Annotated in this window: 15 protein-coding genes and 1 pseudogene; 4 read left to right on the forward strand and 12 right to left on the reverse strand. The window is 69.8% G+C overall.

Features of this window, described 5'->3' with window-relative positions; translation table 11 throughout:
- Positions 1 to 120: 120 nt before the first annotated feature.
- The 7 genes and pseudogenes from ACLFRB_RS05705 to ACLFRB_RS05735 all read right to left on the reverse strand — a co-directional run.
- Positions 121 to 261, reverse strand: a pseudogene (locus tag ACLFRB_RS05705) (PepSY domain-containing protein); the annotation flags it as partial.
- 15 nt (positions 262 to 276) lie between these two features.
- Complete coding sequence (locus ACLFRB_RS05710; RefSeq protein WP_411068042.1) at positions 277 to 447, reverse strand: hypothetical protein; 171 nt, start codon at positions 445 to 447, stop codon at positions 277 to 279.
- A gap of 11 nt (positions 448 to 458) precedes the next feature.
- Positions 459 to 1,103, reverse strand: a complete 645-nt coding sequence (locus ACLFRB_RS05715) for a cytochrome b/b6 domain-containing protein (protein ID WP_411068043.1) — start codon at positions 1,101 to 1,103, stop codon at positions 459 to 461.
- A 113-nt stretch (positions 1,104 to 1,216) separates the two neighbouring features.
- Positions 1,217 to 2,443: a D-alanyl-D-alanine carboxypeptidase family protein gene (locus ACLFRB_RS05720; RefSeq protein WP_411068044.1), complete on the reverse strand. Its 1,227-nt coding sequence runs from the start codon at positions 2,441 to 2,443 to the stop codon at positions 1,217 to 1,219.
- 234 nt (positions 2,444 to 2,677) lie between these two features.
- Entirely contained in the window at positions 2,678 to 3,631 is a 954-nt protein-coding gene (locus ACLFRB_RS05725; RefSeq protein ID WP_411068045.1) for a 2-hydroxyacid dehydrogenase, read from the reverse strand.
- Positions 3,632 to 3,682: 51 nt separating this feature from the next.
- Positions 3,683 to 4,345 (reverse strand): DUF1614 domain-containing protein, encoded by a 663-nt coding sequence (locus ACLFRB_RS05730; RefSeq protein WP_411068046.1) that lies wholly within the window; start codon positions 4,343 to 4,345, stop codon positions 3,683 to 3,685.
- A 2-nt stretch (positions 4,346 to 4,347) separates the two neighbouring features.
- A complete protein-coding gene (locus ACLFRB_RS05735; RefSeq protein ID WP_411068047.1) occupies positions 4,348 to 4,998 on the reverse strand; it encodes a 7-cyano-7-deazaguanine synthase in 651 nt (216 codons plus the stop codon).
- 191 nt (positions 4,999 to 5,189) lie between these two features.
- On the opposite strand from ACLFRB_RS05735, the gene ACLFRB_RS05740 reads away from it, so the two are divergent.
- The gene (locus ACLFRB_RS05740) at positions 5,190 to 5,576 is read left to right on the forward strand and encodes a hypothetical protein (RefSeq protein ID WP_411068048.1); all 387 of its coding nucleotides are present in this window, start codon (positions 5,190 to 5,192) and stop codon (positions 5,574 to 5,576) included.
- Here ACLFRB_RS05740 and ACLFRB_RS05745 read toward each other — a convergent pair.
- The 4 genes from ACLFRB_RS05745 to amrB form a co-directional block, all read right to left on the reverse strand.
- A complete protein-coding gene (locus tag ACLFRB_RS05745) occupies positions 5,564 to 6,949 on the reverse strand; it encodes a nicotinate phosphoribosyltransferase (RefSeq protein WP_411068049.1) in 1,386 nt (461 codons plus the stop codon). The genes ACLFRB_RS05740 and ACLFRB_RS05745 overlap by 13 nt on opposite strands.
- Positions 6,946 to 7,530: a nicotinamidase gene (locus tag ACLFRB_RS05750; RefSeq protein WP_411068050.1), complete on the reverse strand. Its 585-nt coding sequence runs from the start codon at positions 7,528 to 7,530 to the stop codon at positions 6,946 to 6,948. The genes ACLFRB_RS05745 and ACLFRB_RS05750 overlap by 4 nt, the downstream gene beginning before the upstream one ends.
- Positions 7,531 to 7,634: 104 nt before the next feature.
- Positions 7,635 to 8,240 (reverse strand): AmmeMemoRadiSam system protein A, encoded by a 606-nt coding sequence (amrA, locus tag ACLFRB_RS05755; protein ID WP_411068051.1) that lies wholly within the window; start codon positions 8,238 to 8,240, stop codon positions 7,635 to 7,637.
- A complete protein-coding gene (amrB, locus tag ACLFRB_RS05760; RefSeq protein ID WP_411068052.1) occupies positions 8,240 to 9,043 on the reverse strand; it encodes an AmmeMemoRadiSam system protein B in 804 nt (267 codons plus the stop codon). The genes amrA and amrB overlap by 1 nt, the downstream gene beginning before the upstream one ends.
- 195 nt (positions 9,044 to 9,238) lie before the next feature.
- On the opposite strand from amrB, the gene amrS reads away from it, so the two are divergent.
- From amrS to ACLFRB_RS05775, 3 genes are all read left to right on the forward strand, one after another.
- On the forward strand, positions 9,239 to 10,354 hold the full coding sequence (amrS, locus tag ACLFRB_RS05765) for an AmmeMemoRadiSam system radical SAM enzyme (protein ID WP_411068053.1): 1,116 nt from the start codon (positions 9,239 to 9,241) through the stop codon (positions 10,352 to 10,354).
- 38 nt (positions 10,355 to 10,392) lie between these two features.
- Positions 10,393 to 10,863 carry a YbhB/YbcL family Raf kinase inhibitor-like protein gene (locus ACLFRB_RS05770; protein WP_411068054.1) on the forward strand — a complete coding sequence of 157 codons (471 nt, stop codon included), beginning with the start codon at positions 10,393 to 10,395 and terminating at the stop codon, positions 10,861 to 10,863.
- A 365-nt stretch (positions 10,864 to 11,228) separates the two neighbouring features.
- A complete protein-coding gene (locus tag ACLFRB_RS05775) occupies positions 11,229 to 11,744 on the forward strand; it encodes a C40 family peptidase (protein ID WP_411068055.1) in 516 nt (171 codons plus the stop codon).
- 35 nt (positions 11,745 to 11,779) lie between these two features.
- Here ACLFRB_RS05775 and ACLFRB_RS05780 read toward each other — a convergent pair whose 3' ends face one another.
- Positions 11,780 to 12,862 carry a PA0069 family radical SAM protein gene (locus tag ACLFRB_RS05780; protein ID WP_411068056.1) on the reverse strand — a complete coding sequence of 361 codons (1,083 nt, stop codon included), beginning with the start codon at positions 12,860 to 12,862 and terminating at the stop codon, positions 11,780 to 11,782.
- Positions 12,863 to 12,877: the final 15 nt, after the last annotated feature.

A 12,877-nucleotide genomic window follows, 5' to 3' on the forward strand; every position in this document is an offset into this window, starting at 1 on the left:
GCCCAGGTAGTCGGCCTCCTCGCCGTCGCTGGCGATATCCGCCGCGTAGCCGGCCTCCCGCAGAGAATCCCGGATCCGCTCGCCCAGGACCGGGTCGTCCTCCGCCACCAGGATCCGCATCTATTCCTCGGTCTCCGAGGAGAGCAGCTTTCCGGTCCGGGCGTCGAAGTACAGCTCGCGAAAGGTGCCGCCGGCGTCGATGAGCTCCACCTCGTAGAGGTGGCGCCCGTCCTTCTGTTCCAGCTCCACCTCCACCAGCTGGGAGTCGGGATGGCGCTACCGGGCGGCGGCCAGGATGCGCTCGAAGGGCAGGATCTCCTTTTCCTCGCGGAGCTCGCGCACGTGGTCCGAATCCTCGCCGCCGGGTCCGGAATCGGCCCCCACGGCGGCGACGAGGGGTGTCAGGGCCAACAGGGCCAGCCCGGCTTTGCCGGGGAAGGCGGCCATGGGCTCAACTCCTATTCGGTGCGCTTGCGGCCGTTGATCATGGCCCGCACCAGGTTCTCGCCGTGGCGCCAGCCCGTGAACAGCACCCCGCCCACGTGCAGCCCCACCAGGGCCAGAGTCAGGTTGGCGGCCAGCTCGTGGACCTCTTCGAGGGCCTCCGCCTCGCCGCCGGAGTGCTCTTCCCCGTCCTCTCCGTGGTCGTCGGCGTAGGCGGCGGGTATCGGGGCGGGTGCCGCGGTCTCCTGGGCGTACCAGCTTCCCAGGGGGCCCCGCTGCTCTTCGGCACCGTACACCATGAGGCCGGTCACCGCCGTGAGGGCCAGGGCGCCCAGGAGCGCGACCACCATGACGCCTCCCAGGGGATTGTGCCCCAAAAAGCGCGGCTCCCGCCCGCGGACCAGTCGCCCCAGGTAGGTTTTCAGGGTGATGGGGGAGGGGACGAAGTCGGAAAACCGGGCATGGCGCGGCCCCAGGAAGCCCCAGGCCACGCGCACCAGCACCAGGGTGCCGATCAGGTAGCCGAGCCAGACGTGGAGGCCTTCGGGCTCCTCCACCAGGTAGGCGACGAAGAAGGCGGCGGCGAGAATCCAGTGGGAAATGCGGACCCAGGGGTCCCAGACCCGGGTTTCCTGCGGCGTTGGACTCCGAACGGTCATTCGGGGAGTCCTCCATGTGATGTCCCGTCACATGGTAGGAGGCCGTTCTGAATCCAGCCTGAATAGGCGGCCCCGGATCGGACGCGGCCGGGGCCCGCCGCCGGGCGAAACGATCACCCGGGCTGGGCCGCCTCCGACTCCGCCTCGCCGGCCTCGCCTTCGCCCTCGTCATGGGCAAGGAAACGCGATTTCTGGCCCTCCCAGAGGCCCTGAATTTGGAGACGGGCTGCGTCGAGCAGGTAGCGGATCCAGCCTCCGGGGGCCACTTCCGCCTTGGCCAGGAGGGGCCGGCGAGCCAGCGATTCGTCGCCCAGCTTCACCTGCAGCATGCCCACCTCATCCTGCTCCTGGACCGGGGCCCGGAGGGGGGAGTCCAGCCGCGCCCGCAGCTCCAGGTCGGAGGCGCTGTCGCGGGGGATGGTGACGTAGAGGGGCTCCGCCAGGGTCAGCTTCAGCTCCTCCGCGGCGCCCTGCCAGACGCGGGTCGTCTCCACGGTCTCGCCACTGGCGTAGAGCTTGCGGGTCTCGTAGAAGCGGAAGCCGTAGTTGAGCAGGCCCTGCATGCTCTCGAAGCGTTGCCCGGCGGAGGGGGAGCCCAGGACTACGCTAATCAGCCGCATGCCGTCGCGCTCCACCGTGCCCACCAGGTTGTAACCGGCGGCCTCGGTGTGCCCGGTCTTCAGGCCATCCGCCCCCTCCATGCGGCCCAGGAGGCGATTCCGGTTGCTCTGGGTGATGCCGTTGTGGTTGAAGGAGCGCTGCCCGAAGATCTCCAGGTACTGCGGGTATTCGTTCACAATGGCCCGGCCCAGCTTCGCCATGTCGCGGGCGGTGACCACCATGTCTTCGCCGGGAAGCCCCGCCGGATCGGTGAAGTGGGAGTTCTCCATGCCCAGGTCCCGGGCGGTGCGGTTCATCATGCGGAGGAAGGTCTCCTTGCCGCCGGCGAGGTGCTCGGCGAGGGCCAGCCCCGCGTCGTTGCCGCTCTGGACCAACAGGCCGCGCAGGAGCTTATCCACCGAGACGCGCTCGCCCACCTTGAGGAACATCTGCGAGCCCTTGAGCTCCCAGACCTCTTTGCTGATGCGGACCTCGTCCTCCAGGGAGATCCGGCCCTCCTCGATGGCCTGGAAGGTGATGTAGGCGGTCATCAGCTTGGCCAGGCTGGCGGGGGGATGTTTCTTGTCGGGATTCTGGCTGGCGAGGATCCGGCCCGATTTGGCGTCCATCAGGATGGCTGCCTCGGCGGGAGTCCCGGGAGGCTCCGGCACATAGCGGGCGTTCGCCCAGGCGGGGAGCAGGATAAAGCAGAGGCAAATCACAGCGATGAATCGGTTCATCGATCTACCGTTCGTGGAAATGATGGCCGGATCATGCATGGTCCCCCCCAAATGGCAGTCCGTTCGCCACAAAAGGTTGCCCCAGTTGGCGGAGAAGGGCAAGACCGTGAAGTGGGGAAAATTCTAACAGAGAATGGGGAGCACCCTCAGATGGGGGTCGGTTTTTCCCGTGCAAAATGCGAATAAGGCATAAGGGACGCTCCTCCCTCCCTTGGGAAATCCGGAAGGGATTCCTTAGACCACCCGGTTGCGCTCCTCTCCCCGCAGGAATGCCCGGAGGTTGGCGGCCAGCTCTTCCACCATGCGCTGGCGGGCGGCCCGGGTGGCCCAGGCTACGTGGGGGGTGACGATCAGGTTGGGGATGTCCGGGGCCAACAAAACGTGGCCGGCGGGGGGCGGCTCCCGGGTCAGCACGTCCACCCCCGCCCCGCCCAGGCGGCCCTTGCGCAGGGCTTCGGCCAGGGCGGGCTCGTCCACGATGCCGCCGCGGGCGGTGTTGATGAGCAGGGCGTCGTCGGGCATCCGCGCGAGCTCGGCGGGGCCGATGAGATTTTCCGTCTCGGGGGTCAGGGGGCAGTGGAGGCTCAGGACGTCCACCTCGGCCAGCAGCTCCTCCAGAGGGCTCCGCCCCGGACGCTCGGGACGGCCCGGGGTCTGGGCGATCCGCACCTGCATGCCGAAGGCCTCCGCCACCCTCGCCACGTTGCTGCCCAGCTCGCCGTGGCCCACCACTCCCAGGGTCCGGCCCGCCAGCTCGCGGATGGGGAAATCCAGCAGACAGAAGTGGGGGCTCTCCGACCAGCGCCCGGCGGCGACGGCGGCGGTGTAGTCCGGCAGCCGGGTGGTGAGGGCCAGGATTAAGCCGAAGACGTGCTGCACGACGGCGGGCGTGGCGTAGCCCACCACGTTGGTGACTGCGACCCCCCGCTCGCGGGCGGCCTCCAGGTCCACATTGTTGGTGCCGGTGGCGGCGATGCAGATGAGCCGGAGGTTGGGCGCGGCCCGGATGGCCTCCGCGTCCAGGGGGACCTTGTTGGTGACCACCACCTCCGCCTCCCGGATACGCTCCGGGACGGTCTCGGCCGGTGTCTCGTCGAAAAAGGACCAGTCCGTCGCGGTGGCCTCCAGGGACTTGCGATCCAGGTCCCCCCGGTCCAGGGAGGTGGTATCCAGAAAGACCGCTTGCATGGATGGGCTCCTTCCTTGGTTGGGCTCGCGATGGCACCGGCTGCGTCCCGGCTAGGCCAGCAGGACGGCCACGATGCCGGTGAGGTAGATGCCGTCGAAGGTCCCGGCGCCGCCGATGGAGGCCAGCGGCGTGCCCATCTTCCGGATGTCGCCGATGCGGAGCAGGTCCGCGCCGATCAGGACCCCGAGGGTGCCCCCGATGTAGGCCAGGGGGGCGCTCTGCGCGCCGCCCAGAAGCAGGGCCGTCAGGGCGGCCGTGATGGGGGCGACGAAGAGGGGCATGGCGATGCCCAGGCCGGGCACCGGGCGGCTGGCCAGGTAGCTGATGGCGGCCACCAGGCCCACCGTGCCGCCCACCTGCGCCGGGGAGAGGGCGTGCAGGTTCCAGAGGTAGACGGAGAAGGCCACCGGAATCAGGCAGCCTCCGAGGTTGACGGCCACCAGGGTGCGGCCCCGGAAGGGCTGCCGCGGCCGCAGCAGTCCCAGGGAAAAGGCGGGATGGACCCGCTGCTCGGGGGGTGCCTCTGCGGGCATGGAGAACAAGGGCAGGTTGACCCCACCGCCGAGCAGGGAGCCAAAGAGCAGCACCAGGAGGGCCTCCATGGGCAGGCCCAGCTTATCCACGGCGATGGTGAGGACCCCCACCTGGATGAAGGCCAGCAGGAAAGCGGCCAGGACCAGGAACAGGAGCAGGTGGAGGGGGGAGAAGGGCATGCTCAGGCCTCCCCGGGGTCGAGGGCGGGGCGCGGCTCCGGCACCCCGGCGCGTTGGAAGGCGGACCGCCGCTTCCGGCACTGGGGACAGCTCCCGCAGGGCTCCCGTCGTCCCAGGAGGCAGCTGTAGGTCCGGCCGAAGTCCACCCCCAGCCGTAGCCCCTCCCGGACCACCTCGTCCTTGCCCATCTCCTGGAAGGGCGCTTCCACCGACACGGGCCCTAGCAGGCCGGCCATGCCCCGGAAGGCGTCCAGGAAAGGGCGGGAGGCGCTCGTCGCCAAGTCCGCGTCGTCCCCCGTGGTGCCGATCAACAGGCGGTCCGCGCCGCGCTTCTCCGCCAGGCTCAGTCCCAGGGAGAGGGCCACCAGGTTCCGGTGGGGGAGGGGGATGTGGTACCGACGCTCCTGTCCCGCCTGGAAGACCGGGGTCACCCCCGCGATGTCCAGCACCTCCAGCTCCAGGCCCAGCTCCCGGCACTGCGACCGGGCGGCCCGGTGCTCCCGCTCGGATGGACGCTGCCCATAGTGGAAGAAGACGGGGGCGATCCGCCCCCCTTTCCGGGCCAGGCGGTGGAGCAGGGTGGTGCTCTCGATCCCGCCACTGGCCAGCACCACGCAGCCCCCGTCTCTCCGGGCCTCCAGTTCAACTGCCATAACGGTTCGCCTCGATTTCCGGATCTTGTCCCCGGCCTCTTGACGCATGCGACAAGAGGCACAATATCGACCATATGGACATGGAGAATCCGGTTCCCCTCCCGCGGGAGTAAACCGGCGGTTTTTTTGTCTCAATAGGGTAAGAATCGGATGACCCGATTGACACCCTCACCCACGAGGAAAAAAGGACTATGCAGGAACGACTCGAGACCATTATCCGGGAGGGACGCCTCCTGGCCCAGGAGACCGGGACCCGGGTCGCCTCCATGGCGCGCTCGGCCTACCGGGATGTCATGTATCGGCTGGGCTGGACTCCGTCGGAGGAGCATGAGGACGAGGGGCTTGGCCTGGAGGCGAAGTCCGCGGAGACCGGTCCGACAAGCCCGGAAGGCTACGCCGCGGGACAGCTGTGGCGGCCCAAGGATCCATCCAAGAAATCCCGGAAGATTTTGGAGGTTACCAAGGAAGGAGGGGACTATTATGTGATCTGGCAGAACCCCGAAGGGGGCCCCCGCAACCGGATCAAGGAGTCCAGCTTCACGAGGTGGGTACGTCGGGAGAGCTCCTACGTCCAGTAGTCGTTTCCCGTCTCTGCCCTTTGTAGGGTTGCCCGAAGGCGCTGCACCGCACTTTTTAAGCCTTCACTGACCGCCACCGGATAGGGCGACTCGGACATGCGCAGGTTGCGGAGGTTTGCCGCAAGACGCTCGCGCTCACGGGCCGCGTGCTTCCGGATCTCATCCAGCCCCCGACGGGGCGCAGTTCGTTCCCCCTCCCGCATCACCGTTTCCAGCAAGGGCTGACCCTCCATGCCCGGCTCCTCCAGGGCCGCGATGGTGTCGCCGCAGTAGAAACCATCCCCTCCGCTATGGCGGTAGACTTGCTTGCGCGCGGGCAGCGTGGTCTTGCTCGTCGCCAGCTTCATGCGTGGCTCGCGGGCGTACTCCACCAGCTTGTAGGCGCTATCCAGGTAGGGGCTGTCCTCGGAGACCCCAAGATGGGTGCCAACGCCGAAGCCGTCTATGGGGGCGCCGTCCTCCAGCAGGTCGGCGATGCCGTATTCGTCCAGGCTACCGCTGGCGAAGATGCTCACCCCATGCAGGCCGCGTGCGTCCAGGATCTCCCGAGCCCCGCGGGCCAGCCCGCCCAGATCGCCGGAATCCAGGCGGATGCCCCGCACCCGGAAGGCGTCCCCCCACCGCTCCGCCATGTCGGCCACCTTCCGTACGCCCTCCAGGGTATCGTAGGTGTCCACCAGCAGGATTGTCTCGGGATAGAGGCGGGCGAAGGCCTCGAAGGCGGCCCGCTCGTCCGGATGGGCTTCGATGTAGCTGTGGGCCATGGTGCCCGATACCGGGATGCCGTAGACCTGCCCGGCGAGCACGTTGGAGGTGGCGTCCACCCCGGCGATGTAGAAGGCGCGCGCCGCCTTCAGGGTGGCGTCGGCGCCGTGCATGCGCCGGGCGCCGAAGTCCACCACCGTGCGGCCCCGGGCCGCCTCCACCACCCGGCTGGCCTTGCTGGCCATCAGGGTCTGGAAGTGGAGCTGGTTGAGCAGGAAGGTCTCCGCCAGCTGGGCCTCGGGGAGGGGGGCGATCACCTCCAGGAGCGGCTCGTCCGGGAACACGGGGGTGCCCTCGGGGACGGCGCGCACCTCCCCGGTGAAGCGGAATCCGGCCAGGTAGTCGAGGAAGGCTTCGGAGAACTGACCCAGGGAGCGCAGGTAGTCCAGGGACTCCTCCGAAAAGTGGAGGTTCTCCAGGTAGTCCAGGGCGGTCTCCAGACCGGCGGCGAGGAGGAAGCCCCGGTTGGGAGGCAGCTTGCGCACGAACAGGTCGAACACCGCCGTGTCCCCCAGGCCCTCCCGGTGGTAGGCCTGCAGCATGGTGAGCTCGTAGAGGTCGGTGAGGAGGGCCGCGTTGTCGGAGGTGACCCAGTCCTCCGAGCTCATTTCCCGGGCTCCGCGCTGCGCTCGATCACCGCCCCCGCCTCCTGCATGTCCTCCACGGCCCGGTCGCCGTCGCCGGGGGTGGCGTCCACGGGACGGGTGGCGGGCAGGAGCAGGTGCACCTCGAAGGCCTCCCGGGCCCCGTCGATGACGCTGGCCCGGACGCAGACGTCCTGGGCCAGTCCCCCCACCCAGAGGCGCGTCACCCCGGCGTCCCGCATCCGCTCGCCCAGCTCGGTGTCGTCGAAGGCCGAGTACTGGTCACGGTCGGGATCCATTCCCTTGCTGATGATGGCGGCGTCCTCGGGGAGCTGCAGGTCAGGGTGGAAGGCCGCCCCCTGGGTCTCCTGGATGCAGTGGGGGGGCCAGGGTCCGCCCCGGTCGTGGAAGCTGATGTGGTTTGCCGGGTGCCAGTCCCGGGAGGCGTAGATGGGCACGCCCGCCTTTCGGGCCAGGGCGATCCAGCCGTTCAGGACGGGCACCACCTCGTCCCCTTCCGGCACGGCCAGGGAGCCGCCGGGGCAGAAGTCGTTCTGCACGTCGACGATGAGCAGGCCGTCTCCGTTGCCGAGCTGTTCCACCATGGCTCTCCCCCGCGTGAATGGCTGCCTGTTTCCCCTTGGACCCCTCGCGGAGGCCGCCTTTCCGGCACCCGGCAGGCTGCGGTGCCCGATCCATACCGCCGGATTTAGGCGGTCTCCGGGGCGATTACCTCGGTGCGGTAGCGGTAGACCCGCAGGCCCTCCGGGCCCCGGTCCGGGGGCAGACCGGCCTTGCGCTTGAGCTGGGTCCAGAATTGCTCCGCCTCCGGCAGGACCTCCCAGACGGTGGGCAGGAAGGTCCCCCGCCGTCCGTCCGCCTCCAGGAGCAGGCCGTCGCGGCCGGGCCGGAGCTGCGCCAGCAAGTCCGCCTCGCCGTCGAAGGAAAGCGGCTCGAAGGGGGTGAGGACTTCGACCTTCAGGGCCAGATCCGGCCGCTCCGCCGGTGTCAGGGCGGGGAAGCGGGGGTCGCGGAAGGCGGCGGCGTGGGCGTTTTCGGCCACGTCCACCGCCAGCGGCCGCCTGGGCTCCACGGAGCCGATGCACCCCCGCAGTCCGCCGTCCACGTGCAAGGAGACGAAGCAGGCCCGCCATTCTTGCAGCTCGGGCGGCTGGGCGGACGGGTCCACCTCCAGGGGCCGTCCCCGGTCCAGGCCGTGATCGATGGAGGCGCCGGCCAGCTCCAGGAGCCGGACCGCGTGGGGCCGCAGGGAGGCAGCGGCCCCGGCGGGCCTGCTTTCGGCCGTGTCCGGCATCAATGGGCCTCCTCCAGGGCGAAGGCGCCGTAACCCACCACCCGGTCCGGCGGGGCGCCCGCGTCGCCCGAGTTCCGCAGGTCCAGGGTGCGGATGCGGGCGCCCGTGTCGGCGGCGTGCCAGAGCAGGCCGCGCAGGGGGCGCACACCGCAGGCGTGCTCGGGGGTGAGCCGCTCCGCCTCCTGTTCCTCGATGGCCCGGGCGGTCTCGGCGTCCCGGTCCCGGGCGCTGGCGTCGTCGAGGAAGTGGGAGAGGTCGGAGCTGACCACCACCAGGGTCTCGGGCCCGCCCCAGAGGTCCTGCAGGATGCGGCCCACCCGCTCGTCGTCCACGTTCCCCACCACCAGGGGCACCAGCGTGAACTCCCCGAGCACTCCCTGGAGGAAGGGCAGGTGGGCCTCCAGGCTGTGCTCGCGGGCGTGGGCCAGGTCCAGGGTCTGGGTGCCGGGATGGGCGAGGGCCGTGCGGACGCCCTCGGCGTCCACCGGGACGGTGCCCAGGGGGGTGCGGAAGGCCGCGGCGCTGCTCACCGCCAGGCCGCGGAAGGGCACGAAATGGGAGGGGCCCACCAGGACCACCCGGCGGATGCGGTCGCGGGCCGAAGCCAGGCGCGCGTACGCCGTGGCCGCCACCGCGCCGGAATAGGGGTAGCCGGCGTGGGGGGCGATGAGGGCCTTGGGGGCCTCGGCGCCCTCGGCGGCGGGGGAGGCGTCGGACAGCAGCCGGGCCACCAGGGCGTCCAGCTCCGCCCCGTCGCCGGGGTAGAAGGTGCCGGCTATGGCCGGCGGTCGCTCGTTCGGCATTTCGGTTCCGCCCTCAGCAAGGTCGCCGAGCTTCATTACCAACATGGGGGTTTCGCCATGGGGGATCAACCCGATCCGGGTTTTTCCGGTATGCGCCTTCGACTCGGGCCCCTCCATGAAATTCCCGGCCGCCGCGCGCATCTAAGGAAGGGAACAGCGTTTCCCAGGAGAGCTATTGCTCCGGAGGTTTTTGGCTTGGCCGATCGCGATCCCGTGGAAGGCATTCCCACCGAATACTGGCACCGACTCGAGGACGGCCGGATCCAGTGCGACCTCTGCCCGCGCTTCTGCCGGCTCCACGAGGGCCAGCGCGGGCTGTGCTTCGTGCGCGGGCGCCGGGACGACCGGATCGTCCTGACCACCTACGGGCGTTCCTCCGGCTTCTGCGTGGACCCCATCGAGAAGAAGCCGCTCAACCACTTCCTGCCCGGCACCCCGGTGCTCTCCTTCGGTACCGCGGGCTGCAACCTGGCATGCAAGTTCTGCCAGAACTGGGACATGAGCAAGTCCCGGGAGATGGACACCCTGGCCGACCAGGCGGATCCCGAGGTGGTGGCCTACATGGCCGAGCGGGTGGGGGCTCGCAGCATCGCCTTCACCTACAACGATCCCATCATCTTCCACGAGTACGCCATCGACATCGCCCGTGCCTGCCGCGAGCGGGGCATCCGGTCGGTGGCGGTCTCCAGCGGCTACGTGACCCCTGAGCCGCGGGCGGAGTTCTACGCCCACATGGACGCTGTCAACATCGACCTGAAGGCCTTCACGGAACGCTTCTACAAGCAGCTCACCGGCTCCGAGCTCGGGCCGGTGCTGGACACCATCCGCTACATCCACCACGAGACCGACACCTGGATGGAGCTGACCACGCTCCTGATCCCCGGGGAGAACGACAGCCCCGAGGAGATCGAGCGCATGGCCGCCTGGGTCCGCGAGGAGCTGGGCCCCGAGGTGCCCATGCACTTCACCGCCTTCCACCCCGACTACAAGATGCGGGACTACTCCGCCACGCCCCCGGAGACCCTGGCCCGGGCCCGAGCCATCGCCCTGGAGAGCGGCATCCGCTACGCCTACACCGGCAACGTCCACGACAAGGCCGGTCAGAGCACCTACTGCCACCACTGCGGGGAGCTGCTGATCGGGCGGGACGGGTACCGGCTGAGCGAATGGAACCTCGACGGCGAGGGGCGCTGCACCGCCTGCGGGACGGCCTGCGCCGGGGTCTTCGAGGAACGGCCCGGCGCCTGGGGCGCGCGGCGGCTGCCCGTCCGCCCGGGGGGCTTCGCCCGGGAGCTGGAGGCGGCGGGGTGAGGGATCTCTCCGCCAACCCCTGACTGGGAGGATTCGCCATGAGCCTGACGCTGTTGAGCGGCGTGTTCCGCCACGACCACCACATCCCGGCCAAGTACACCTGCGACGGCGAGGACACCTCGCCGCCCCTGGAGTGGGCCGGGATCCCCGAGGGCACTCGGAGCCTCGCCCTGGTCTGCGACGATCCCGACGCCCCCGGCGGCACGTTCCACCACTGGGCGGTGTGGGACCTTCCGCCGGAGACCACCTTTCTGGAGGAAGGGTTCTCCAGCCCTGGCGCGCCGGGCAGGTTCCCCGAGGGCACCAACGACTTCGGCCGCCCCGCCTATGGCGGCCCCTGCCCGCCCGGCGGCCACGGGACCCACCACTACCACTTCCGCCTCCTGGCCCTGGACGTGGACCACCTGGACCTCCCCGCCGACGCCACGGTGACCCAGGTGGAGGAGGCCGCCCGCGGCCACGTGCTCGCCGAGACCGAGCTGGTGGGCCACTACGAACGGGAAGGCTGAGCCCTTTCCGGCTCTCGGCCCCGCCTTTCCTTTCCTTGCCCCTTATCGGGGCATTCTGCGTTTTGCTCCTGCCACTGGGGGGAATCCGCCTCTATGCGCTGCCACCCCAAGGGAAGGTGCGGGTCTTCTTTCGGCTGGGGGGTCGAGAAAGGCTTGCGCTAAAACTGCGGTGGGGCCAGGAGTACCTGCCCGTTCGGCCCGCCGGGCCGCCCGGGAGGCGGAGCCCCTGCCGCCCCCGCCCGCGGAGCTGGAAACTCCCCTCCCGGTGCGCTTCCGGATGGCCTTCCGACTGCGGTAGGCCCGTGGGCCGGCGCGGTCGTTTCTGCAATAATCCCAAGGAGGAAACCCGAGACGAGGAACCGAATATGCGCGTCCCAGCCCGCCGTAGGCTCGTCCCCGCCGGGATCGTGTGCGGGACCCTCCTGGTGGCGGGGTTGTCGCTGACCGCCTGTGCACCGGGTTCCGGGGGCTCGGGGGAGCGGGCCCTGCAGGGCGGGCCGGGGAACGGTACAGGGGTGGCGCGCACTCATGTGGTGGAGGCGGCCCGCACGGGCCTCGGTGCCCCCTATCGGCTCGGCGGCAATGGCGATCCGGGCTTCGATTGCAGCGGTCTCATCCAGTACGCCTATTCCCAGGTGGGAATGTCGGTGCCCCGGACGGTGGAGGAGCTGCGGGAGGAAGTCGCCGAGGTGGACCCCGAAAGCATCCAGCCGGGAGACCTGCTGTTCTTCCGGATCTCGGGCAAGCTTTCCCACGTGGGGCTCTACGCGGGGGGCGACCATTTCATCCATGCCCCCTCCGAGGGCAAGCGGGTTACCTACGGGAGTCTGGAGAGCTCCTACTGGCAGCGACACCTGGCAGCCGCGGGCAGCCTCTTCTGATCGGCATGGTGCCCAGGACGGTACCGCCGCCCCGCTCAGAACAGGGTCATTTGCGTTCCCGAAGGGGGCGGGGGCGGGGTAAAGCGGTTCGTATCAAGGGCCAGGTCGTGGCCGGCGAGGCCCAGGCGCTGGCAGGCCAGGTTGAAGCGCCGCCCGATCAGCTCGGCGTAGGCCCCGGTGCCGGTCATGCGGGTGCCGTAGCGGGGGTCGTTGGCGGCGCCGCCCCGAGTCTCCTCCACCCGGCCCATGACGTGCCCGGCCTTGAGGGGGTAGTGGGTGTCCAGCCATTCCCGGAACAGGCCCTCCACTTCGTGGGGAAGGCGGAGCAGGACGTAGCCCGCGCTGCGCGCTCCGGATTCGGCGCAGGCCTCCAGAATCCGCTCGATCTCGCCGTCGGTGAGCACGGGGATCACCGGCGCCACCAGCACACCGACGGGGATCCCCGCCGCCGTCAGGTTCTTGATGATGCGCAGCCGCCGATTGGGGGCGGCGGCTCGGGGCTCCATCCGCCGGGACAGGTCGCGGTCGAAGGTGGTCAGGGAAACGGTGACCGTGGCCAGGTTGCGCTCCGCCATGGCGGCGAGCAGATCCTGGTCCCGCTCCACCAGGGTGGATTTGGTGACGATGGAAACGGGGTGCCCGGTCCGCTCCAGGACCTCCAGGACGCGACGCGTGATGCCGTATTTTTTCTCCACGGGCTGGTAGGGGTCGGTGTTGGTGCCCAGGGCCATGGGCGCGCAGCGGTAGCCGGGATGGGCCAGCTCCTCCTCCAGGAGCCGATCCGCCTCGGGCTTGATCACCAGCCGGCTCTCGAAGTCCAGCCCCGGGGAGAGGTCCCAGTAGGCATGGCTGGGGCGCGCGTAGCAGTAGATGCAGCCGTGCTCGCAGCCGCGGTAGGGGTTCACGGAGCGGTCGAAGGGGAGGTCGGGGGAGTCGTTCCAGGTGATGGCGGTCCGGGCCGCGTCCACGGCCACCTCGGTCCGGAGGGCGGGCGGCAGGGGATCCTTGTCGCCCCAGCCGTCCTCCACGGGCTCGTGGGTGATCGGCTCGAAGCGCCCCTCGGGGTTGCTGGTGGCGCCTCGCCCCTTGGGGGGGTCGGCCCGGTTTCCGCCCGCCATGGCCCTCTTGTCCTG

Source organism: Thiohalorhabdus sp. (genome assembly GCF_046545655.1).
In the GTDB taxonomy this organism is placed as follows: Bacteria; Pseudomonadota; Gammaproteobacteria; order Thiohalorhabdales; family Thiohalorhabdaceae; genus Thiohalorhabdus.

What these genes read in the sequence shown, in the direction of transcription:
- ACLFRB_RS05710 (WP_411068042.1), bottom strand. Translation starts at nt 447, where the DNA reads ATGGCCGCCTTCCCCGGCAAAGCCGGGCTGGCCCTGTTGGCCCTGACA.
- ACLFRB_RS05715 (WP_411068043.1), bottom strand. Translation starts at nt 1,103, where the DNA reads ATGACCGTTCGGAGTCCAACGCCGCAGGAAACCCGGGTCTGGGACCCC.
- ACLFRB_RS05720 (WP_411068044.1), bottom strand. Translation starts at nt 2,443, where the DNA reads ATGAACCGATTCATCGCTGTGATTTGCCTCTGCTTTATCCTGCTCCCC.
- ACLFRB_RS05725 (WP_411068045.1), bottom strand. Translation starts at nt 3,631, where the DNA reads ATGCAAGCGGTCTTTCTGGATACCACCTCCCTGGACCGGGGGGACCTG.
- ACLFRB_RS05730 (WP_411068046.1), bottom strand. Translation starts at nt 4,345, where the DNA reads ATGCCCTTCTCCCCCCTCCACCTGCTCCTGTTCCTGGTCCTGGCCGCT.
- ACLFRB_RS05735 (WP_411068047.1), bottom strand. Translation starts at nt 4,998, where the DNA reads ATGGCAGTTGAACTGGAGGCCCGGAGAGACGGGGGCTGCGTGGTGCTG.
- ACLFRB_RS05740 (WP_411068048.1), top strand. Translation starts at nt 5,190, where the DNA reads ATGCAGGAACGACTCGAGACCATTATCCGGGAGGGACGCCTCCTGGCC.
- ACLFRB_RS05745 (WP_411068049.1), bottom strand. Translation starts at nt 6,949, where the DNA reads ATGAGCTCGGAGGACTGGGTCACCTCCGACAACGCGGCCCTCCTCACC.
- ACLFRB_RS05750 (WP_411068050.1), bottom strand. Translation starts at nt 7,530, where the DNA reads ATGGTGGAACAGCTCGGCAACGGAGACGGCCTGCTCATCGTCGACGTG.
- amrA (WP_411068051.1), bottom strand. Translation starts at nt 8,240, where the DNA reads ATGCCGGACACGGCCGAAAGCAGGCCCGCCGGGGCCGCTGCCTCCCTG.
- amrB (WP_411068052.1), bottom strand. Translation starts at nt 9,043, where the DNA reads ATGCCGAACGAGCGACCGCCGGCCATAGCCGGCACCTTCTACCCCGGC.
- ACLFRB_RS05770 (WP_411068054.1), top strand. Translation starts at nt 10,393, where the DNA reads ATGAGCCTGACGCTGTTGAGCGGCGTGTTCCGCCACGACCACCACATC.
- ACLFRB_RS05775 (WP_411068055.1), top strand. Translation starts at nt 11,229, where the DNA reads ATGCGCGTCCCAGCCCGCCGTAGGCTCGTCCCCGCCGGGATCGTGTGC.
- ACLFRB_RS05780 (WP_411068056.1), bottom strand. Translation starts at nt 12,862, where the DNA reads ATGGCGGGCGGAAACCGGGCCGACCCCCCCAAGGGGCGAGGCGCCACC.